The organism is Cryobacterium sp. TMT2-18-2 (genome assembly GCF_004402245.1).
In the GTDB taxonomy this organism is placed as follows: Bacteria; Actinomycetota; Actinomycetes; order Actinomycetales; family Microbacteriaceae; genus Cryobacterium; species Cryobacterium sandaracinum.
In genome coordinates, this window is sequence record NZ_SOFU01000037.1 from 80,338 (window position 1) to 101,974 (window position 21,637).

At 68.1% G+C, this 21,637-nt stretch carries 19 protein-coding genes; 12 read left to right on the plus strand and 7 right to left on the minus strand.

Translation table 11 applies throughout. From position 1 onward, the window contains the following. The first annotated feature begins 16 nt into the window (after positions 1-16). The 8 genes from E3O22_RS13430 to E3O22_RS13465 all read left to right on the plus strand — a co-directional run bounded on the left by E3O22_RS13430 (position 17) and on the right by E3O22_RS13465 (position 8,416). Positions 17-484 (plus strand): Lrp/AsnC family transcriptional regulator, encoded by a 468-nt coding sequence (locus tag E3O22_RS13430; protein ID WP_134394683.1) that lies wholly within the window; start codon positions 17-19, stop codon positions 482-484. Further along, complete coding sequence (locus E3O22_RS13435) at positions 481-1,113, plus strand: LON peptidase substrate-binding domain-containing protein (protein WP_241973285.1); 633 nt, start codon at positions 481-483, stop codon at positions 1,111-1,113. The genes E3O22_RS13430 and E3O22_RS13435 overlap by 4 nt, the downstream gene beginning before the upstream one ends. A gap of 75 nt (positions 1,114-1,188) precedes the next feature. Then, the gene (locus tag E3O22_RS13440) at positions 1,189-1,674 is read left to right on the plus strand and encodes an NADH-quinone oxidoreductase subunit B family protein (RefSeq protein WP_134394685.1); all 486 of its coding nucleotides are present in this window, start codon (positions 1,189-1,191) and stop codon (positions 1,672-1,674) included. Then, positions 1,671-3,689, plus strand: a complete 2,019-nt coding sequence (locus E3O22_RS13445) for a proton-conducting transporter membrane subunit (RefSeq protein WP_134394687.1) — start codon at positions 1,671-1,673, stop codon at positions 3,687-3,689. The genes E3O22_RS13440 and E3O22_RS13445 overlap by 4 nt, the downstream gene beginning before the upstream one ends. After that, on the plus strand, positions 3,686-4,636 hold the full coding sequence (locus tag E3O22_RS13450) for a respiratory chain complex I subunit 1 family protein (protein ID WP_134394688.1): 951 nt from the start codon (positions 3,686-3,688) through the stop codon (positions 4,634-4,636). The genes E3O22_RS13445 and E3O22_RS13450 overlap by 4 nt, the downstream gene beginning before the upstream one ends. 8 nt (positions 4,637-4,644) lie before the next feature. After that, positions 4,645-5,301: a hypothetical protein gene (locus E3O22_RS13455; RefSeq protein ID WP_104101117.1), complete on the plus strand. Its 657-nt coding sequence runs from the start codon at positions 4,645-4,647 to the stop codon at positions 5,299-5,301. After that, positions 5,301-6,884: a proton-conducting transporter membrane subunit gene (locus tag E3O22_RS13460; RefSeq protein ID WP_134394690.1), complete on the plus strand. Its 1,584-nt coding sequence runs from the start codon at positions 5,301-5,303 to the stop codon at positions 6,882-6,884. The genes E3O22_RS13455 and E3O22_RS13460 overlap by 1 nt, the downstream gene beginning before the upstream one ends. Then, positions 6,881-8,416, plus strand: coding sequence for an NADH-quinone oxidoreductase subunit C (locus E3O22_RS13465; protein WP_134394692.1), 1,536 nt, complete (start codon positions 6,881-6,883; stop codon positions 8,414-8,416). The genes E3O22_RS13460 and E3O22_RS13465 overlap by 4 nt, the downstream gene beginning before the upstream one ends. Positions 8,417-8,473: 57 nt before the next feature. Here E3O22_RS13465 and E3O22_RS13470 read toward each other — a convergent pair whose 3' ends face one another. The 6 genes from E3O22_RS13470 to E3O22_RS13495 form a co-directional block, all read right to left on the minus strand. After that, positions 8,474-8,815, minus strand: coding sequence for a metalloregulator ArsR/SmtB family transcription factor (locus tag E3O22_RS13470; RefSeq protein WP_241973284.1), 342 nt, complete (start codon positions 8,813-8,815; stop codon positions 8,474-8,476). Positions 8,816-9,279: 464 nt separating this feature from the next. Next, positions 9,280-11,553, minus strand: a complete 2,274-nt coding sequence (locus E3O22_RS13475; RefSeq protein ID WP_134394694.1) for a polyribonucleotide nucleotidyltransferase — start codon at positions 11,551-11,553, stop codon at positions 9,280-9,282. A 257-nt stretch (positions 11,554-11,810) separates the two neighbouring features. Continuing rightward, positions 11,811-12,788, minus strand: coding sequence for a dihydroorotate oxidase electron transfer subunit (locus E3O22_RS13480; protein WP_241976652.1), 978 nt, complete (start codon positions 12,786-12,788; stop codon positions 11,811-11,813). Continuing rightward, on the minus strand, positions 12,785-13,762 hold the full coding sequence (locus tag E3O22_RS13485; protein ID WP_134394696.1) for a dihydroorotate dehydrogenase: 978 nt from the start codon (positions 13,760-13,762) through the stop codon (positions 12,785-12,787). The genes E3O22_RS13480 and E3O22_RS13485 overlap by 4 nt, the downstream gene beginning before the upstream one ends. A gap of 23 nt (positions 13,763-13,785) precedes the next feature. After that, a complete protein-coding gene (locus E3O22_RS13490; RefSeq protein WP_134394697.1) occupies positions 13,786-14,892 on the minus strand; it encodes an LLM class flavin-dependent oxidoreductase in 1,107 nt (368 codons plus the stop codon). 51 nt (positions 14,893-14,943) lie between these two features. Next, positions 14,944-16,116, minus strand: a complete 1,173-nt coding sequence (locus E3O22_RS13495) for an ROK family transcriptional regulator (protein ID WP_241973282.1) — start codon at positions 16,114-16,116, stop codon at positions 14,944-14,946. 139 nt (positions 16,117-16,255) lie between these two features. Here E3O22_RS13495 and E3O22_RS13500 point away from each other — a divergent pair, with 139 nt between their 5' ends. Genes E3O22_RS13500 through E3O22_RS13515 form a run of 4 tightly spaced genes read left to right on the plus strand, consistent with a single transcriptional unit; the run spans position 16,256 to position 21,146 of the window. Then, on the plus strand, positions 16,256-17,593 hold the full coding sequence (locus E3O22_RS13500; RefSeq protein ID WP_134394699.1) for an ABC transporter substrate-binding protein: 1,338 nt from the start codon (positions 16,256-16,258) through the stop codon (positions 17,591-17,593). A gap of 3 nt (positions 17,594-17,596) precedes the next feature. After that, the gene (locus tag E3O22_RS13505; RefSeq protein ID WP_134394701.1) at positions 17,597-18,532 is read left to right on the plus strand and encodes a carbohydrate ABC transporter permease; all 936 of its coding nucleotides are present in this window, start codon (positions 17,597-17,599) and stop codon (positions 18,530-18,532) included. After that, entirely contained in the window at positions 18,532-19,440 is a 909-nt protein-coding gene (locus E3O22_RS13510; RefSeq protein ID WP_134394703.1) for a carbohydrate ABC transporter permease, read from the plus strand. The genes E3O22_RS13505 and E3O22_RS13510 overlap by 1 nt, the downstream gene beginning before the upstream one ends. Further along, positions 19,437-21,146 (plus strand): alpha-glucosidase, encoded by a 1,710-nt coding sequence (locus E3O22_RS13515; RefSeq protein WP_134394705.1) that lies wholly within the window; start codon positions 19,437-19,439, stop codon positions 21,144-21,146. Before E3O22_RS13510 ends, E3O22_RS13515 begins: the two co-directional genes overlap by 4 nt. Here the strand turns inward: E3O22_RS13515 and E3O22_RS13520 are convergent. Beyond that, positions 21,134-21,595, minus strand: coding sequence for a VanZ family protein (locus E3O22_RS13520; protein ID WP_134394707.1), 462 nt, complete (start codon positions 21,593-21,595; stop codon positions 21,134-21,136). The genes E3O22_RS13515 and E3O22_RS13520 overlap by 13 nt on opposite strands. Between the last annotated feature and the right edge of the window lie 42 nt (positions 21,596-21,637).

Below are 21,637 nucleotides of genomic sequence, written 5' to 3' on the forward strand. Positions count from 1 at the left end.
GCTACCGTCGAGCAGTATGCACAGTCTGGACAAAGTCGACTTACAGTTGCTCCGCGCTCTGTGCGCCGATCCGCGCAGCACGTTCGTGGCGCTCGCCCAGCAGCTGCGCCTCTCCCGCAACACGGTGCAGGCGCGCATGGCCAGGCTCGAGGAGTCGAACGCGTTCCTCTCCTTCGACCGCCGCATCAACCCGGTCGCGCTGGGCTATCCGCTGACGGCCTTCATCGAGGTGCACGTGCAGCAGAAACGCCTCGCCCAGATCGTGGCCGAGCTCGCCCGCATTCCGGAAATCGTGCAGGCGCACGGCATGAGCGGGGCGACCGACATTCTGGTGCGCGTGGTCTGCGCGGATGCCGACGACCTGTTCCGCATCGACGGCACCATCCTCGCCTGCGAGGGTGTCGATCGCACCGAGACGTCCCTGGCCATGGGCGAGCTGATCCCCTACCGGGTCACCCCACTGCTGGAGCACCCCCGCCCATGACCGCGCTGCCGGTGACGTCCCTGCCGATGTTCCCGCTCGGGTCGGTGCTGTTCCCCTATATGCCGCTGCAGCTGCGGGTGTTCGAGGACCGCTACCTGGTCATGCTGTCGCGCATCCTCAAGGAGGAGCCGGCCGAGTTCGGCGTGGTGCTGATCGAACGCGGCCAGGAGGTCGGCGGCGGCGAGCGGCGGTTCCACTACGGGACCGTGGCCCAGATCACCGAACTCGAGGCCGCCGAGGGATTCGTCGGGGTGACCGCCCAGGGCGAACGCCGGGTCGAGGTCATCGACTGGCTGACCGAGGACCCGCACCCCCAGGCCACGGTGCGCGACCTTGCCGAGCTGGACTGGGACGACGACCTGCTGCCGCTGCGGGAACGGGCCGAGCAGGCCGTACGACGCGCCCTGGCCCTCGCGAGCGAATTCGCCGACCAGCTCTGGCCCTCGACGGTGGAGCTGTCCCGGGATCCGACGGCGGCCGCCTGGCAGATCGCCGGTATCGCCCCGCTGGGCCCGCTGGACCAGATCGAGCTGCTGCGGTCCACCTCGATGGAGCAGCTCCTCACCGCGGTGATCGAGTACACCCAGGAAGCCGTGGACTCCTTGAGCGCGCCCTGGCCCGAAGAATGACCCGAATCTATTTGATAAATTCATTATATAGGTATATAAAGAAGTAATGATGTATCGTGCCACGCGGAGCCTGAGTTGAGCGTCACACGACTCCTGAACCTCATCCGAACCGGTGGCCGCATCGCCGAGGCGGCCCCACCGGCCCCGGCCCTGTTCCCCGGCGCCGAGGTCTTCGGCGGCAGCGTGCAGGTGCGCTTCATCAACGCCGGCAGCTGCAACGACTGCGCGATGGAGGTGCAGAGCGCGTTCGGCCCGGTCTACGACGTCGAACGATACGGCATCCGTCTGGTCGCGTCGCCGCGTCACGCCGACCTGCTCGTGATCACGGGCGCCGTGACCCGCAACCTGATCGAGCCGATGCGCCGAACCATTGACGCCACGCCGACCCCCCGCTTCGTGATCGCGGTCGGCGACTGCGCCATCACCGGCGGTGTCTTCGCCGAAGGTTACGGCGTGGCCGGGCCGGTGTCGGACTTCGTGCACGTCGACCTGTCCGTGCCGGGCAACCCGCCCGAGCCGGCCGTCATCGTCGAAGCACTGCGCCGGATGACCGGTCGATGACCGCCCTCGAAGCCGGCATGATCGGCCAAGCCCTGCTGCTCGTGGTCGCCGTCGCCGCGGCCCTGCTCACACCCACGTCCTGGCGCTCGCGGGTCAGCGGATCCGTCTGCACCCTGCTCGCCGTGGCCGGCGTCGTCACCGGTGCGATCGCGCTCTCCGGCGGCACCGGGTCGCTGAGCATCCCCACCGCCCTGCCGATGGACCCGCTCGTGCTCTCCCCCGACCGCCTCGGCGGACTGGTGATGGTGGTCGTCTCCGTCGTCGGCGTGCTCGCCTCCCTGTTCGGGATCGGCTCCGCCCGCGTGGCCTCGGCCTCGCGCACCTCGTGGCTGTCGATGGCCGTGTTCCTCTCCGGCATGCAGCTGGTGCCGGCCGCAACCGATGTGGTGTCGTTCCTGCTGTTCTGGGAGATCATGACGCTCGGCTCCACGGCGCTGCTGCTGGCCCACCACGCCACCCGCGGCACGGTCGCCTCCGCCCTGGTCTGGTACTCGGCGATGTCGCAGCTGAGCTTCTTCTTCGTGCTGGCCGGCTTCGCCATGCTCGCCGGTCTGGCCGGCGGCACCGGCTTCGCCGACCTCGCCACCATCGATCCCTTCACCTGGCAGGCCAGCGTGGCGTTCCTGCTGCTGCTGCTCGGCTTCGGTGGCAAGGCGGAGCTCGTGCCCCTGCACGTCTGGGTTCCGCGGGTGCTGCCCGAGGCCCCCGGCCACGTCGCCGCCGCGATGAGCGGCGCGATGGTCAACATCGGCGTCTACGGCGCCCTCCTCGTCGTCGTGCGGCTGCTGCCGAACGGCCCGGCCTGGTGGGGAGTGCTGATCATGGTGCTCGGCGGGGTGTCCGCGCTCTACGGGATTCTGCAGGCCTCCGTGGCGAGCAACCTCAAGGTGCTGCTGGCCTACTCCACGACCGAGAACATGGGGCTGGTGTTCCTGGGGCTCGGGGCATCCGTTTTGCTGCGCGCCGACAACGCCGCGGCCGCGGCCGACGCGGCCCTTGTCGCCGCCCTGCTGCTGATGCTCAGCCACGCCGCGTTCAAGTCCACCCTGTTCCTCGGGGCCGGGGCCGTGGCCCGCGCGGCCGGCGAGATGAACCTCGACCGGCTCGGCGGCCTCGGCAGCCGGATGCCCTGGACCGCCGCCGCGTTCGGCGGGGCCGCCATGGGCGCCGCAGCCCTGCCCGTCACGAGCGGGTTCGTCGCCGAGTGGATGCTGCTGCAGGCTCTGATCCACGGTTCTCGGGTCGACGGGGAGGTCGTCTCCGTCGCGGCATCCGTGGCCATGCCACTCGCGGTCGCCGTGATCGCCCTGACCGCCGGGCTGGCCCTGCTCACCTTCGTCAAGGCCTACGGGATCGCCTTCCTGGCCCGCCCGCGCTCCCGGAAGGCCGCACTGGCCGTCGAGGTGCCCGTCATCATGCGCATCCCGCTCGTGCTCGGCGCCCTCCTCGTGGTCGGGCTCGGCCTGATACCCGGCCCGCTCGCCGTGGCCATCGGCTCGGCTGTGGGCCCGGCGTTCACCCCCGACGTGCGCACCATCGGCCTCGCCGGCGTGGACGCCCGCGGCATCGACGCCGTACTCGACCCCACCACCTTCGTCGTGCTGGCCGCCCTGCTGCTCGTGCCCGTGCTGATCACGCTGTTCGTTTCCGCCCGGCGACACCCCACCCGCACCTCGCCGCTCCCCTGGGCCGGCGGCGGGTCACGGCTGCGGCCGCGGATGCAGTACACGGCCACCTCGTATGCCGAGCCGCTGGTGCGCGTCTTCGACGACGTGCTCCGGCCCACCCGCGACGTGGAGGTCACCCACGTGGGTGAATCCCGCTACCTGGTGGAACGCGTGCACGTGGAACAGACCGTGTCCGACGTGGTCGAGACCCGGCTCTACCGCCCGGTGCTGAACCTCATGCAACGCTTCGGCATTCTGGCCCGACGGGCGCAGAACGGCAGCATCCATCGCTACCTGTCCTATTCCTTCGTCGCCCTGCTTTGCGTTCTGATCGTGGTGTCCCTGTGACCGGCGCCGCGGCGATCATCATCGCCCTGGTCCAGCTGGCGCTGTTCGTGTTCCTCGCCCCCCTCCTGATCGGCGTGATCCGCCAGGTGCGGGCCCTCCTCGAGGGCCGGGCCGGTTCCGGCATCTGGCAGCCGTGGCGCGATGTGCGCAAGCTCCTGGCGAAGAACCCGGTCCGCGCCGCCGACAGCAGCTGGATGCTCGCGGCCGGTCCGGTCACCCTCCTGGTCTCCAGCCTGCTGCTCTGCGCACTCCTGCCGCTGGTCGGCACCCTGCCGCTGCCGCTCATCCCCAGCGACCTGTTCGTGATCGTCTCCATCATGCTGATCGGCGTGGTGGCTCTGGCCCTGGTCGGCCTCGACGCCGGCACCGCGTTCGGCGGAATGGGTTCCAGCCGTCACATGACCGTCGCCGCTCTGGTCGAGCCGACCCTGCTGCTCGCGGTCTACGCGCTCTCCATCCCGGCCGGCACCTCCACCCTCTCGCTGATCGTGGAGACCCGGCTCCTGAATCCGGCCGTGATCATCTCCCCGGTCAGCCTGCTGGCCATGGTCGCCCTGGCCATCGCCATCATGGCCGAGACCAGCCGTCTGCCGGTCGACAACCCGTCGACCCACCTCGAAGTGACCATGCTGCACGAGGCCATGGTGCTCGAGGCCTCCGGCCGCGATCTGGTCTGGCTCGAACTCGGCTCCTGGCTCAAGCTGGCCGCCCTGCTCGGCCTGCTCAGCAACCTGATCGTGCCGTGGGGAATCATGACCGACTTCTCGGTGCCCGGCGTGATAGTCGGCGTGGGCACCGTCACCGTGAAAATCCTGCTGCTGGGCGTTGTGCTCAGCGTGGGTGAGGTCTTCCTGGCCAAGGCGCGCCTGTTCCGCGTTCCCGAGCTGCTGGCGGGGTCGTTCGCCCTGGGCCTGCTGGCCGTCACCGCTTCCTACCTGGTCGCTTAGGAGCATCCGTGTTCACCACCATTTACCCGCAGCTGATCGGTCTCTGCACCGGGACCCTGCTGCTCACCAGCGCCCTGATGGTCTGGCGGCACTCGCTGCTGGCGTCGATCCGGCTGCTCAGCGTGCAGGGCTTCGCGCTGGCCGCGCTGGTCGCCGTGATCGGCCTGGAGGAGGGCGAGGTCGAGGTGATCCTGGTCTCGTTGCTCGTGCTGCTGGTCAAGGGTATGGGCCTGCCGTGGGTGCTCGCCCGCGAGACCCACGCCACCACGCGAACGGATGAGGCGCCGCGCCTCAACCCGACGGCGGCCCTGCTGACCGTGGCTCTTCTGACCATCCTCAGCTACGTCGTGGCCAGTCGGGTGCTCGCCGGCGACATCAGCATCTCGGCCCACGCGGCTCCGATCGGCCTGGCCATGGTGCTGATCGGTTTCCTGCTGCTGGTCACCCGCCGGCAGGCCGGGTCACAGCTGATCGGCTTCCTCGTGCTCGACAACGGCATCGCCACCGTTGCGTTCCTGACCTCGGGTGGTGTGCCGCTGTTCCTCGAGCTCGGCATCTCCCTCGACGTGCTACTGGTCGTCGTCATCCTCTACGTCTTCGCCGGCCGTATGCGCACCAAGTTCGGCAACACCGAGATCGATCAGCTCAGAAAGTTGCACGACTGATGTCATTCGCCCTCTGGACCCCTCTGGCCATTCCGGCCCTCCTCGCCGTACTGAGCCTCGGCGTGCCCTCCCCCGCGCTGCGCCGGCTCAGCCCCATCGCCTCCAGCGTCGCCGTGCTCATCTCGGGCCTGCTCCTGGTGAGCGTCGTGCTCGCGGACGAAGTTCCCACACTGGGCGGCGGGCTGCTCCGCGCGGACGCGCTGAGCGCCTACATGCTCACCGTGGTCGGCGCCGTCGGGCTCGTCTCCACCTGGGGAGGGCTCGGCCACGCCACGGCCGAGCCCGCGCGGTTCGCCGGCTCCTACGACGCCCTGATCTCGATCTTCCTGGCCGCGATGAGCCTCGCGGTGCTCGCCGACAACATCGGCCTGATGTGGGCCGCCGTCGAGGCCACCACCATCGCCACGGCCTTCCTGGTCGGCCACCACCGCACCCCTCGATCGCTGGAAGCCGCCTGGAAGTACGTCATCCTCGGCTCCGTCGGCGTGGCCATCGCCCTGCTCGGCATCGTGCTCATCTATGCCGCCTCGCGCGGCACGGGCGAGGCAACCCTGTCCTGGCTCGTGCTCAGCCAGGCCGGCCTGCCACTCGACCCCGCGCTGATCCGCGCCGGCGGCGCCCTCGCCGTGCTCGGCTTCGCCACCAAGGCCGGGCTCGCCCCCATGCATAGCTGGCTGCCCGACGCGCACAGCCAGGCGCCGGCACCCGTCTCCGGGCTCATGTCCGGCGTCCTGCTCGCGGTCGCCCTCTACGCGATCCTGCGCATCCAGACCATCACCGACGCCGTGATCGGGCCGGACTTCCTGCGCATCATGCTCAGCGTCGGCGGGTTGCTCTCCCTCTTCGTAGCGGCGGCACTCCTGATCCGCCAGCGCGACTTCAAACGGATGCTGGCCTACTCCAGCATCGAGCACATGGGAATGATGGCCATCGGCGCGGCCATCGGCGCGGCGGCCCTGCCGGCCGTGCTGCTGTACGTGCTCGGCCACGGGCTGACCAAGGCCACCCTGTTCGTGATCTCGGGCCGCATCCTCGAGGTCGAGGGCACCCCGAAGATCGACGACGTGCGCGCCCTGCTCGTGCGGCGGCCGGGGCTGGCCGTGCCCTGGCTGATCGCTATGGCCGCTCTGATCGGGTTCCCCCCGTTCAGCATCTTCTTTTCCGAGGTCGGCATCATCGTGGCCGGCTTTTCCACCGGCCTGGGCGTGGTGGTCGGCATCGCCCTGGTACTGCTGCTCGTCATCTTCGCCAGCCTCACCCGGTTGACGGTGGCCATGACGATCGGGGCGCCTGCGGCCACGGCCGTCCCGGCCGTCCCGGCTGTCCCGGCTGCGGCCGTCCCGGCTGCGGGGGCCGCGGCATCCGTCACCGGAGCCGTCCCGGTCTCCATTCCGAGCGCATCCGTCACCCTGGCGGACGCCGCGCCGCACCCGGACGACCCCCTCGTGCCGGACCGATCGGGGCACGGGCCGATGCTGCCGCTGATCCTCGCCCTGGGCACCACCGCGGTGGTGGCCTTCATAGCGGACCCGGTCGGCACACTCCTGACGCGTGCAGCCGAGGTTCTGGGAGGAATCCAATGACGACCCCGAATCCGGTTCGAGCCGCAACCCCGGAGGTGCGCACGCTCACCCGCGACGAACTCCGGGGCGAAGCCGCCGCCTTGCTGACCGATGGAAACCGGCTCGCGCTGGTCGCATGCCACGACGACGGCGACCGGCTGCGCGTGGTCTACTCCTTCGTCGCCGTCTTCCCCCGGCGCCAGATCGACCTCATCGTGCCCGTCCCCTATGACGACGCCTGGATTCCGAGTCTGGCCGACCTCTCGTTCCCGGCCGGCAACTTCGAGCGCGGCACCCGCGACCTGTTCGGCGTGCGGCCGGCGAACCACCCTCAACCCCACCGGTTGGTGCGCCACGGCCACTGGCCCCGCGGCTGGTACCCGATGCGGAAGGACGCCACGGCCACCCCCGAATTCGAACCCGACGTCGAGTCGTTCCCGTTCGTGGAGGTCGAGGGCCCCGGGGTCTACGAGATCGCCGTAGGCCCCATCCACGCCGGAATCATCGACCCCGGCCACTTCCGTTTCTCCGTGGTCGGCGAGACTATCGTGCGGATGGAAGCCCGCCAGTGGTACATGCACCGCGGCGTCGAGCGGCTCTTCGAGGGTCGTCTGCCTGCGGATGGCATCGAGATGGCCGAGCAGATCGCCGGCGACACCGTCATCGGCCACACGCTGGCCTACACGATGGCGATCGAGGCGGCCTCCGGCATCGAGATCTCCGAGCCCGACCGCCTGCTGCGCGCCCTGCTGCTCGAACTCGAACGCCTCTACAACCACGTCTCCGACCTCGGTTCGCTGGCCAACGACGTGGGGTTCGGCGTCGTGAACTCGCACACTCAGCGGCTCCGCGAAACACTACTGCGTATCAACAAGACCGTCACCGGCCACCGCTTCCTGCGCGGGGCGCTGTCCGTGGGCGGGGTACGGGTTCTCGCTCTGCCGGATTCCGCCGCCCTCCGCGGCGTCGCAGCCGACGTTCAGGAGATCATCGCGATCACCCTCGGGCACGCGATCGTGCGGGACCGGTTCACTGGCACGGCCCCGCTGCCCACCAGCCAGGCCGAGGCCATGGGCACGCTGGGCTATGTGGCGCGGGCATCCGGCGTCGACGCCGACGCCCGCCGCGACCATCCCTTCGTCGATCTGGGTGAGCACTTCCATGTGGTCACCGACACCGGCGGCGACGTGCTCAGCCGCTACCGGGTGCGCGCGGGCGAGTTCGAGGTGTCCATTGCGGTGGCGATCGACCTCATCGCCCGACTGGGCGCACACCGTGGCGGTGCGGCCGCGGCGTCGTCTCCGGCGGTGACGACGACGGATGCGGCGACGACGGATGCGGCGAGCGGCCTTGCCCTCGTCGAGGGCTGGCGCGGAACCATCTGCCACCGGGTCGAACTGGGGCCAGACGGCACCGTCACGCGGCTGAAGGTCGTCGACCCGTCCTACTTCAATTGGCCCGCGCTGCCGGTGGCCCTGTCCGAGACGATCGTGCCGGACTTCCCCCTCGTGAACAAGAGCTTCAACCAGTCCTACGCCGGCAACGACCTCTAGCGGCGCGTACGCTAGCGCCCGGTGTCGTCGGGGCCGGAGCAGGGCCCAGGGCTCGGACTACGGCGAGCCCTGCTCGATGGTGCGGAGCAGGGCGTGGGAGTCCTCAAGGCTGGTGACGAGCATCCGTTTGGAGATGGCCAGGAGCTCGGCGACACCCGGGTCCCGCAGTCCATAGAAGATGGTGTTGCCCTCTCGTCGGGTGGCGACTACGCCGGCGCGGCGCAGGACCCCCAGCTGCTGGGACAGGTTCGACAGTTCGGCGCCGAGCACCTCGGCGAGGCTGCCGACCGAGCGTTCCCCGCCGACCAGCTGTTCCAGAACCTGCACCCGCAACGGATGCCCGAGAGCTTTGAAGAGGTCAGACTTCAATTGGGCCATGGGTAGTCCGGTCGCTGACACAGTTTGATCATATCGCTAACTTGTAATACTTTCAAATAGATGCGTTTCTGTGGCAAACGGGTCTGACCGACACGCCACACCACACCACACCACACCACCGTGCACGGTGCCGGAGACAGCTGCGCGGCGGGCTAGGAGTCACCGCGGAGGAACCGGAGTCGCGCGAGGCCCGCCCGGAGGACTCCGTCGGCTACGTATCGTCGGAGGAATTCACGAAACGCCGCATCCGGTGGCCGTTCGAACGGCGTTTCACGGGATTCTGCGCAGTCAGCGACGGGGGCGGATGCCGCAGCGACTCTCGAGATTGGCGCACCGGGTCTCGACCGGCTCGACCACCGAACGCTCGACCACCGAACGCTCGACCGCCGGCACCGCGGGTTGCAAAAAGCCCGCCCTGCCGGAGCAGGACGGGCTTTCCGTCTAGCCGACTAACCTGGCGAGAGGTTGTCGGTAGACCCAGCGGACTACGCCTCGGTCGGAACCGGTGCGTCCTCGGTGCCGGCCTCAGCCGACTCGTCGAGGACCGGGGCGAGCGAGAGCTTGCCACGGTCGTCAATCTTGGTGATCTCCACGAGGACCTTCTGGCCCACGCCGAGCACGTCTTCGACGTTCTCAACCCGCTTGCCACCGGCGAGCTTGCGCACCTCACTGATGTGCAGCAGGCCGTCCTTGCCGGGGAGCAGGGAGACGAATGCGCCGAACGCGGCGATCTTGACGACGGTTCCGAGGAACTGCTCGCCGATCTCCGGGTTGGTCGGGTTCGCGACGGCGTTGACCATGGCGCGAGCGGCCTCGGCCGACGGTCCGTCAACGGCGCCGATGTACACCGTGCCGTCTTCCTCGATGGAAATGTCGGCACCGGTCTGGTCCTGGATCGAGTTGATCATCTTGCCCTTCGGGCCGATCAGCTCGCCGATCTTGTCGACCGGGATCTGGACGCTGATCACGCGGGGCGCGGTCGGTGCCATCTCGTCGGGACGGTCGATGGCGGCGTTCAGTACGGCCAGGATGGTCGCGCGAGCGTCCTTGGCCTGGGTGAGCGCGCCGGCGAGAACGGATGCCGGGATGCCGTCGAGCTTCGTGTCGAGCTGGATCGCGGTGACGAACTCGCTCGTGCCGGCGACCTTGAAGTCCATGTCACCGAGGGCATCTTCGGCGCCGAGGATGTCGGTGAGAGCCGCGTAGCGGGTCTTGCCGTCAACGGTGTCGGAGATGAGGCCCATGGCGATGCCGGCGACGGGTGCGCGCAGCGGCACACCGGCGTTGAGCAGTGACAGGGTCGAGGCACAGACGGAACCCATCGAGGTGGATCCGTTGGAGCTGAGCGCCTCGGAGACCTGACGGATGGCGTAGGGGAATTCCTCGCGCGTCGGCAGCACGGGGACCAGGGCACGCTCAGCGAGCGCTCCGTGGCCGATCTCGCGGCGCTTCGGCGTTCCGACGCGGCCGGTTTCGCCGGTCGAGTAGGGCGGGAAGTTGTAGTTGTGCATGTAGCGCTTCTTGGTGACCGGGCTCAAGGAGTCGATCGTCTGCTCGAGCTTGAGCATGTTCAGCGTGGTGACACCCAGGATCTGGGTCTCGCCGCGCTGGAAGATCGCGGAACCGTGCACGCGCGGGATGATGGCAACCTCGGCGTCGAGCGGGCGGATGTCCGCGAGCCCACGGCCGTCGATGCGGATGCCCTCGTTGAGAACGCGTGAGCGCACGACGAGCTTGGTGACCGACTTGTACGCGGCGGAAACCTGGTTGTTCGCGCTGGCGTCGAGTTCGCCGGCGGCGACCTTGGCCGCGATGGCCTCCTTGACGGATGCTTTGAGCGCGTCATCCGCATTCTGGCGCTCGATCTTGTCGGCGATCTGGTAGACGGCCTTCAACTGGTCGTACGCGAGAGCGGCGACGGCGTCGTAGGTGGCCGGCTGGTAGGACGGGAACACCGGGTAGGCGCCGGTCGGCTTGGCGGCCGAGGCGGCAACCTTCTGCTGTGCCTCGATGAGCTGCTTGATGAAGGGCTTCGAGGCTTCGATGCCCTCGGCGATGACCTCTTCGTTCGGCTTGATGGCGCCGCCCGTGATGAGGTCCCAGGCGTTGTCGGTGGCTTCGGCCTCGATCATCATGATCGCGACGTCCTGCGCGCCGTTGGCGTCGGTCACCACGCGACCGGCGACGACCATGCTGAACACGGCGTCGACGATCTGCGAGTGCTTCGGGAAGGCAACCCACTGGCCGGAGCCGTTCTCGTCGGGGATGAGGGCGACGCGAACGCCACCGATCGGGCCCGAGAAGGGGAGGCCGGCGAGCTGGGTCGACATCGAGGCCGCGTTGATCGCGAGCACGTCGTAGTACTCATCCGGCGCGATGGCCAGAACGGTGACGACAACCTGGATCTCGTTGCGGAGTCCGTCGACGAAGGACGGGCGCAGCGGCCGGTCGATCAGACGGCAGGTGAGGATGGCCTCGGTCGACGGGCGACCTTCGCGACGGAAGAAGCTGCCCGGGATGCGTCCGGCGGCGTACATGCGCTCTTCGACGTCAATGGTGAGGGGGAAGAAGTCGAAGTTCTCCTTCGGCTGCTTGCTGGCGCTCGTGGCGGAGAGAAGCATGGTCTCTTCGTCGATGTAGGCGGCAGCAGAGCCCTGCGCCTGCTGGGCGAGACGCCCGGTTTCGAAACGGATGGTGCGTGTGCCGTACTTACCGTTATCGATGACGGTTTCGGCGAACGTGATTTCTGGACCCTCCATATGGGGGTTCTCTCCTTTGGTTTTTGCTTCTCGCCATTCTGGCGATGAAGACTCGGTTGCCCGTATGGCGCGCGAGCTGGACGCGGAGAAGAAGGGCGCGAGAGCTGGCCACCAGTAGAAATTCACCAACTGCGGATGTTGCCGGCAAGTTGGGAAACCACCACCGAGGACCAGCGCGCTGCCGGTCTGCTCCGTACTGAGCGTGATTCTGCGTGGCCAGTCCGAAGATGAGCCTCCTCAAGCCTAACAGAAGACGTTCAGCCTGCTGGTTTCCCGCGCCCGGCCGCGGCCCGGCCCGGCAGCACGGCGTCGAACACCGGGCCATCGACGCACACCAGCGGGCCCTCGACGGCGGGATCCGTGGCGACGGGCGCGGCGCATCCGTGGCAGTAGCCGAGGCCGCAGGCCATGTGAGCCTCCAGCGAGACCTGCACCGGCGCGCCCCACTCGGCGCCGAGATCGGCGGCGAGGCGGGCGAGAACGCCGGCGCCGCAGACGAGGATGACGTCGGGCGGGGCCCAGTCGAAAAACCCACGCAGCCGTTCGCCAAGCGCCGGCAGCGCGCTCGAGCCGTCGTCGTCGGTGACGGGGATGACCGTGGCGCCCAGCTCGGCGCAGTCGGCCAGGCCGATCAGGTTGGCCGGCGACCTCCCGCTGAGCACGACGGTGGCGGCGATGCCGAGCCGGGCGGCGTCTTCGACCGAGCCCATGATGGCGCAGACGCCGACACCGCGGCCGATCATCAGGGCCGTGCGGGGCGCCTCTGGACGAGTCTTCGTCGGGAGGGCGGCATCCGGGAACTCGAAGCCGCGGCCCAGCGGGCCGGTGACCAGGAGGCTCTGGCCCACGAGTACGTCGGTGAGCGCGGTGGTGCCGCGGCCGGCTGAGCCGTAGATGACCTCCACGGTGCCCTCGTCGGGGTGGCGGCGGTGGATGGCCATCGGGCGTGGGAGCAGGATGCGCTCCCCGCCGGTGGGGGGCACGGTGATCATCAGGAACTGTCCGGCAAGGGCGGTCGTCGCAATGGTGTCGGTGGCCAGCACGAGCCGGCGGTACCGCTCTCCCACGACCTCGTGCACGAGAACGCGGGCGTCGTCCCAGACCGGGTCGGGCCGAGGCATCCGTTCGGGCGGGCGCACCGCGATGAGGCCGTCCAGCGCGGCCTCGTCGGCCGCGGCGAACTCCTGCTGGCGGCGCAGGGCGGCGAGGGCGGCGAGGGCGGTCGTGACGGTCATCGGGCGCTCCACAATTCGATCAGTTCGGTGATGTCGGCCGCGGCGACGCCCTCGCATCGCTCCTGCAGGGCGCGAACGATTTCGACCATGGCGAACGGGCGTCCGAAGCTGGCCGTGCCGACCTGCACGGCCCGGGCGCCGACCGAGAAGTAGTCGAGGGCGTCGTCCGCGGTTTCGATCCCGCCGCAGGCGACCACCGGGATGTCGACCGCTCGGGAGGCCACCCAGACCAAGCGCAGCACGATCGGGCGAATATTCGGGCCGGACAGACCGCCGATCACGTTGCCGAGAATGGGGCTTCGCGTAGCGGCCGTGAGCGGCAGCGCCGGGATCGAGTTGGCCACGCAGACGGCATCGGCGCCGGCCGCCTCAGCGGCCTGGGCACAGTCCGCGATCGAGGAGACGAGCACCGGCAGCTTGACGATCAGGGGCTTGTCGGTCTCCAGGCGCACAGCATGCACGACCTTCCCGATGGCGTCCGGATCGGAGCCGATGTCGGTGCCGTGGCGGTCGAGGTTCGGACAGGAAACGTTGAGCTCGTAGGCGTCGCCCGCGCCCCGCAGGCCCTGCACGACGGGGGCGTACTCGCTCGAACGGTGGCCGCCGACGCTGACAATCACGGGCACGCCGAGCGCCAGGTAGAGCGGATGTTGCGACGCCAGGTAGCCGGCGGCCCCGCGGCTCGGGATGCCGACGCTGTTGACCATCCCGGCCCGGAGCTCGGTCACCCGGTGCGCCGCGTTGCCGCCGCGCGGGGTGCCGAACACGGTCTTGGTGACCACGGCGCCAAGCTCGGCGACCGGGATCAAGCGTCCCAGCGAGGGCCCGAAGCAGCCCGAGGCCGGCATGACCGGGTTGGCGAGGGTGAGGCTTCCGATTCGCACCGAGAGGTCGACCGCCACGGACGCGGCGGGACGGGCGTCGAAAAAGGCGCGGCGGGCATCCATTGATGGCTGAGGCGGCGCGATGGCCATGGTGCCTGCTTCCCGGGGAGAGGTCACGGGCGGGCGACGGATGCCGCGAGCCGACCTATCGCGGCGTCGGCCTTCAGCGACGCGTGCGTGGGTGCGTCGGGAACGTGGGCGGGCCGGTCCACGGCCAGCTCCGTGCGGAGCACGGGCACCACCTCGCCGCCGAGGATGTCGAGCTGATCGAGCACGGTTTTCAACGGCAGTCCGGCGTGGTCGATCAGGAAGAGCTGACGCTGATAGTCGCCGAAGTAGTCGCGCATACCGGCGTAGCGGTCGATGATCTGCTGCGGGCTGCCGACGGTCAGCGGCGTCTGCTCGGTGAACTCCTCAAGGCTCGGGCCGTGGCCGTAGACCGGGGCGTTGTCGAAGTAGGGCCGGAATTCGTCGACGGCGTCCTGCGAGTTCGTGCGCATGAAGACCTGCCCGCCGAGGCCCACGATGGCCTGGTCGGCTCGACCGTGGCCGTAGTGCTCGAACCGGGCCCGGTAGAGCCCGATCAGCTTGAGGTAGTGCTCCCTGGGCCAAAAGATGTTGTTGGCGAAGAAGCCGTCACCGTAGAACGCGGCCTGCTCGGCGATCTCCGGGCTGCGGATGCTGGCGTGCCAGACGAACGGCGGCACCTCGTCGAGCGGGCGCGGCGTCGACTGGAACCCCTGCAGCGGGGTGCGGAACTGGCCCTCCCAGTCCACGACGTCCTCGCGCCACAACCGGCGCAGCAACGCGTAGTTCTCCAGCGCCAGCGGGATGCCCTGGCGCACGTCCTGGCCGAACCACGGGTAGACCGGGCCGGTGTTGCCGCGACCGAGCATCAGGTCGACCCGCCCGCCGGAGAGGTGCTGGAGCATGGCGAAGTCTTCGGCGATCTTGACCGGGTCGTTCGTCGTGATCAATGTCGTGGCCGTGGAGAGGGTGATGCGCTCGGTCTTCGCGGCGATGTAGCCGAGCAGCGTCGTCGGCGACGAGGGCACGAAGGGCGGGTTGTGGTGCTCGCCGGCGGCGAAGACGTCGAGGCCGACCTCTTCGGCCTTCTCGGCGATGGCGACCATGGCCGTGATCCGCTCGTGCTCGGTGGGGGTGTGGCCCGTCGTGGGGTTGACCGTCAGGTCACCGACGGTGAAGATCCCGAATTGCATGTGCAGCCTCCCACTCGCGCGGCGCGTAGCGCGCAGCGCGCATGGACGATTCTATTCGCTGGCGGCAGCGGCCAATCGGCCGAGCGAGCGCTGGATGGCAACAGCCGCGGCCCCGCGGGCCCAGGAGGAGACCCCGCTGTCGTCGACGACGATTGTCAGCGGTGTCGCATCCGGGTCGCGGTCGGCTCGGGCAGCGGCGATGACCTCCTCGGATGCCAGCGCCCACAGTGCGATCCCCTCCCCGGAGAGCACGATCGTGTCGAGCATCCCGATATTGGCGATCACCGCGATCAACCGGCCCAGTCCGCGACCGGTGGTGGTGACGACGGATGCCGCAGCCCGGTTCCCCTCCACCGCGAGCCGGAGCACCTCGTCGTAGTCGACCTCGCGGCCGAGGGCCACGCTGACCTGGGCAGAAACGCTCTGGCTCGTGAGCATTGCCTGCGAGCAGCCGCGGTGTCCTTCCGGGCAGAGCGGCCCGTTCGGGTCGAGCGGGATGTGCCCACCGAGGCCCAGGCCGCTGTCGGCCGTCACGATCACCTGGTCGTTGACGACCAGTCCGTAGCCGACGCCGACGCCGATGGTCAGAACCGCGAAGGTCGGGGCACCCCGGACCGCTCCGAACCACTGCTCGGCTGAGGTGAGCGCGACGACATCGTTCTCGATCGTGACCGGAATTCCGAGCAGTCGCTCGAGCCGCGTGGCCAGGTCCACGTCGTGCCAGCCCAGGAACGGCGCCCGGGTCACGACCCGGGCGTCGGTGACATGCCCACCCACGCAGACGCCGAGCGCCGACAGCCCGTCCGGGCCGCCGAGCTCGCGCACGACCTCGTCGATCCGGGCCACAACGTGCCCGACAGTGTGATCGGCGAGCTCCCGCCGGGCCGAACCCACCTCGTTGGCTCGCAGGTCGGTGAGCACGGCGAAGACGTCGTCGCCGGTGAGTTTCACGCCGACGAACCGACTGGCATCCACCCGGACGTCCAAGGGCCGGGCCGGGCGCCCGACGGTCCCGTCGCGGTCTTCGCTGCCCTCGACGAACAGGCCACAATCGAGGAACGGTTTGCTCAACCGCGTCAGGCTGGCCGGTGACAGTCCCAGGCGACGGCCGAGGTCGCTGCGGGAGATCGGGCCGTGGATGAGCACGGCTCGCGCGAGTTCCCGGGAGGTCTCGCTCACTGTCGACGCCGCATCCGTGGTCATATCCGCCCCCTGAGGTGCCATTTATTCCATAGTGGCATGAATGCTCTGGCCCTGGCGAACTCTTCACCCCACGACAGCGGTAGATTCCCTGAGTTGACGTCCTATTCTTTTTGCCGTAGAAAGATTTATGCAGCGACATGACGGCCTAAGGAGTCCCGCAATGACGGATACGACGACGTACCAGACACCCGCCCGGCGACGCCACCGGTCGAGGAGGGTGCGGACGCTCCGGCGATCCGCGGCACTTCTCCTGGCCGGTACGCTCGGGCTCGGCGCCCTCAGCGGCTGCGCCCCGGATCAGAGCGACGTCGTCACCCTCGATTTCTTCCAGTTCAAGTCCGAGGCCATCGCGGACTTCGACGGCATCATCGCCGATTTCGAGGCCGAGAATCCCGGCATCCGGGTGACCCAGAACGCCGTCCCCGATGCGGACACCGCCATCCGCACCCTGCTGGTCAAGAACAAGGTGCCCGATGTGATCAGTCTGAACGGATCGGGGAACTTCGGCCAGCTGGCGCGGGCCGGTGTCTTCCACGACTTCAGCGGCGACCCCGTTCTCGACCGGATCAACCCGGCCGTTCAGGACATCGTCGGCGCTCTCGGCTCCTACGAGAACGAGGTGAATGCCCTCGGCTTCGCGAACAACGGCAACGGCGTGCTCTACAACCGTGACATCTTCGCCGCGCAGGGCATCGAGATTCCCACCACCTGGGACGAGCTGGTCGCCGCCTGCGAGACGCTCCAGGCGGCCGGTATCGCCCCGTTCTTCGGCACCGCGGCCGACGCATGGACGGTGCAATCCTCCCTGAACGGTATCGGCGCCCAACTCGGCGGCGACGATTTCTTCTCCGATCTCCGCGCGGAGGGTGAGGAGGTGGGTCCCGACTCGGCCGTCTCGTTCGCGAAGAACTACGACGAGACGTTCGAGAAGCTGCAGACGCTGTATTCCTACGCGCAGGACGGCTACCTCGGCCGCACGTACGAAGACGGCAACCTGGCTTTCGCGAACGGCGAATCGGCCATGCTGATGCAGGGGATCTGGGCCCTCAGCCCGATCCTGGCCAACAACCCCGACATCAGCGTCGGCGGTTTCCCCTACCCGGTGACGGATGACCCGGCCGACATCGAGCTTGTCTCCGGTGTCGACGTGGCCATTGCCATCGGCCGCGACACACCGCGCCTTGCCGAAGCCCGACTTTTCGTGGACTTCCTCTTTCAGGAGGAGGTGCTCAACTCCTTCGCAGCCTCACAGAACATGTTCTCGACGGCCCGGGACGCGGCCGAGAACACCAACCCGGCCCTGGCGGAACTGCAACCGTACTTCCAGGCCGGCCGGATCACCGGTTTCGTCGATCACCAGATCCCGGCGAGCATCCCGCTCGGGCCCATCGTTCAGCAGTTCCTGACCGACGAGAACAGCGCGAAAGCGCTGGCCACCCTCGACAACGAATGGCGCAAGGTCGCGTCACGCACCACCTCGACACGAAGCGGAGACTAACTGATGGCTACTTCCGTCCTGACCCGGCCCCGGCCGAAGCAGACGCCCCGAGCGTCGCGGCCGAGCACGGCGCGGCGACGCGTCGGCGCCACTCCGCGCGCCTTCTACTGGATGGTCGTCCCCGCGGTCGCCGTCTTCGCGCTGCTGCACACCGTCCCGGTACTCATCGGCATCTTCTTCTCCTTCACCAACTACGCAGGCTTCGGCGCGTGGGACTTCGTCGGGTTCGGCAACTTCATCGCCCTGTTCCAGGACGACCGGGTCCTGAAGGCATATGGCTTCACCTTCGGCTTCGCCATCGTCGCCACCATCCTCACCAACGTGATCTCGCTGGCCATCGCGGTCGGACTCAACGCGAAGATCGCGTTCCAGTCCACCTTTCGCGGCATCTTCTTCATCCCCTACGTGCTGGCGATCCTGGTCGTCGGGTACGTCTTCCAGTATTTCTTCGCCAACTCGCTCCCCCGGATCCTGTCGAACGTCCCGGTGTTCCGTGACAACATCCTCACCAACCCGGACTGGGCGTGGACGGCCATCGTCGCCCTCGCGGTCTGGCAGGCCTGCGCGTTCGCGATCATCCTCTACCTGGCCGGTCTGCAGACGATCCCTCAAGAGCTCTACGAGGCATCCGCCATCGACGGGGCCACGCCGGGACGGCAATTCCGGTCGATCACGTTCCCCATGATCAGCGCCTTTTTCACCATCAACATGGTGCTGAGCCTGAAGGGGTTCCTGCAGACCTTCGACCACATCGTCGCCCTCACCGCCGGCGGGCCGGGCACCTCGACCGAATCGATCACCCTACTCATCTTCCGGGGCGGTTTCCAAGGCGGCGAGTTCGCCTACCAGTCCGCCAACGCGGTGCTGTTCGTCATCGTGATCATGCTCGTCTCGTTCCTGCAGTTCCGAGTTCTTCAGCGCAAGGAGGCCGACTTCTAATGGCTATCACCATCGACTCCCCCGCCACGATCGAACCCGCATCCCCCCGGGCGGCCCGTGACCCGCGCGGTGTCCCGCGCATCAACACCAACCGCACCCGGATCAACTGGTGGGCCACCGCGCTGATCGCGGTCTGCGCGATCACCGTACTGGTGCCGCTCTACTTCGCCGTGATCACCGCGCTGAAGTCCCCCGACCAGCTCGGCGGCACCGGGTTCGCGCTCCCCACCAGCGTCCACTGGGAGAACTTCGCCGATGCCTGGACGCTGACCAAATTCCCGCAAGCGCTGATGAACACGGCCCTGATCACCGTCGGCGCCGTCATCCTCACCCTGCTGACGAACTCGCTGGTGGCGTACGCCATCGCCCGCAACCTGCACAAGCCGTTCTTCACGGGCGTCTACTTCTACCTGCTGTCCGCCATTTTCATCCCGTTCCCGATCATCATGCTCCCGGTCGTGAAAGAGACAGCCCTGTTCGGTCTGGACAACCAGGTCGGGTTGATCTTGCTCTACGCGGTGTTCGGGCTCTCGCTCAACGTCTTCATTTACGTCGCGTTCATCAAATCGATCCCGATCGAGCTGGAGGAGGCGGCCTACACCGACGGGGCGACCACCTGGCGGGTGTACTGGCAGATCATCTTCCCCTTGTTGACCCCGATGAACGCGACCGTCGGCATCCTTACCTGCGTCTGGGCGTGGAATGACTTCATCCTGCCTCTCGTCGTGCTCTCCGACCCGGCGGCACGCACCCTGCAACTCTCCCAATTCGTGTTCCAGGGCCAGTTCAACACCAACTACTCGGCCGCGTTCGCCTCATACCTGATGGCCATGGCCCCGCTGCTGATTGTGTACATTTTTGCCCAGCGCTGGGTTATCTCCGGCGTAATGAGAGGATCGATCAAATGACGACACCCGCACCCACGTCTGGGACGACCACCCCCGCGACGGGCGCCTCCTGGTGGACCAGTGCCGTCGTCTATCAGGTGTATCCGCGCAGCTTCGCGGACTCGGACGGCGACGGGATCGGCGACCTCGGCGGCATCCGTTCGAAGCTCGACTACCTCGCCGAGCTCGGCGTGGACGCGGTCTGGCTCTCCCCCATCTACCCGTCACCACAGCATGACAACGGTTACGACATCAGCGACTACCAGGACATCGAACCGGTCTTCGGCAGCTTGGCGGAGTTCGACCTGCTGCTGGCCGAGGCCCACGAGCGCGGCATAAAGATCGTGATGGACCTGGTGGTGAACCACACCAGCGACGAGCACGCCTGGTTCCAGGAATCACGCTCGTCGCTGACGAACCCGAAGCGCGACTGGTACTGGTGGCGGCAGCCCCAGGCCGACGGCGGCCCGCCGAACGGCTGGGGCAGCGCCTTCAGCGGCCCGGCCTGGACGCTCGATCCCGCCACCGACGAGTACTACCTGCACCTGTTCGCCAAGCAGCAGCCCGACCTCAACTGGGAGAACCCCGAGGTGCGTCAGGCCGTCTACGCGATGATGAACTGGTGGCTGGACCGCGGCGTCGACGGCTTCCGGATGGACGTGATCAACTTCATCGCCAAAAGGGTCGAGCTGATCGACGGACCGGCTCCGGCCACCGGCGGCGGCTCGCCGATGGGGGCGCAGATCCATGAGTTCCTGCAGGAGATGCACCGCGAGGTCTTCGACGGCCGCGGAGGGCGGCACCTCACCGTCGGCGAGATGCCGGGCGTGAGCACCGACGACGCCCTGCTGTTCACCGACCCGGCCCGGCGCGAGGTTGACATGATCTTCCAGTTCGAGCATGTGGGCCTCGACCAGGGCGAGCACAAGTTCGACGTGCTGCCTCGCAGCCTGACGGCGCTGAAGAAGAGCCTGTCCCGCTGGCAGGAGGGTCTGGCCGAGACCGGTTGGAACAGCCTCTACCTGAACAACCACGACCAGCCCCGATTGGTGTCGCGCTTCGGCAACGACACCTCCTTGCGCTACGAGTCGGCGACGCTGTGGGCCCTGGTGTTGCACCTGCACCGCGGCACGCCCTACATCTACCAGGGCGAGGAGATCGGCATGACCAACGTGCGGTTCGACTCCATCGACGACTACCGTGACCTCGAATCCCTCAATCACTACCGAGAGGCCGTGGGGGAGTTCGATTTGGACCCCGGCACCGTGCTCGCCGGAGTGCAGACCATGGGCCGCGACAACGCGCGCACGCCCATGCAGTGGGATGCCTCGCCGCAGGCCGGTTTCAGCACCGGCACCCCGTGGTTGGCCGTGAACCCGAACAGCGTCACGGTGAACGTGGCCGCCGACCTCGCCAGCGAGCGGAGTGTGTTCCGCTTCTACCAGCGTCTGATTGCGCTGCGGCATGAGAGCGAGGTGGTCGCCCTCGGCGATTTCACCCTGCTCGAACCCGACCACGACGCGCTCTACGCCTTCACTCGCAGCCGGGGTGACGAGACGCTGCTCGTCGTCGCGAACGCATCCGATGCCCCATTCACCGATCTGCTTCCGTTGGACGTCTCCGGCGCCGATCTGATTCTGGCCAACTATCCGGCCACAACGGATGCCGCCGCACCGTCGTCGAACCCGGGGCTGCGTCCCTGGGAGGCGCGCCTCTACCGGCTGTAGGTCGGCGCAACCCGCTTCGACCGGGGCTCCTCACGGCGCACCAGTGTGAACGCCGTGAGGACGAGGCCGACGATGACACCGAGCACGGCGCCGCTCCCGTTCGCGACCAGATCGCGCGCATCCGGGACCCGGGTCGGCAGGAACTGCTGCGTAAACTCGATTGACCCGGTGAGCAGGACGGCCACGACGATCGCCAGCCACCAGAACCGGCGTCCGAACAGGAGCAGCAGAAACACGCCGATCGGGATGAACATGGCGATGTTGGCCGCGAATTCGACCCGCCCGTAGGTGATCCAGTCGGTGGAGTCGTGCCGGTCGAAGAATCGGAGCGCCCGGAGCAGCAGCTCATTGTTCCCACTGTCGAGCGGCTGCGGCCCGAGCGTCACCCAGCCCACGAACGCCAGATAGGCGAGCGTGACCAGGGACAGGACGGGATGGCGGTGCAGCATGGCTCCATCCTTCCCGATGGATGCTGGGGGTCACCCCAGTGA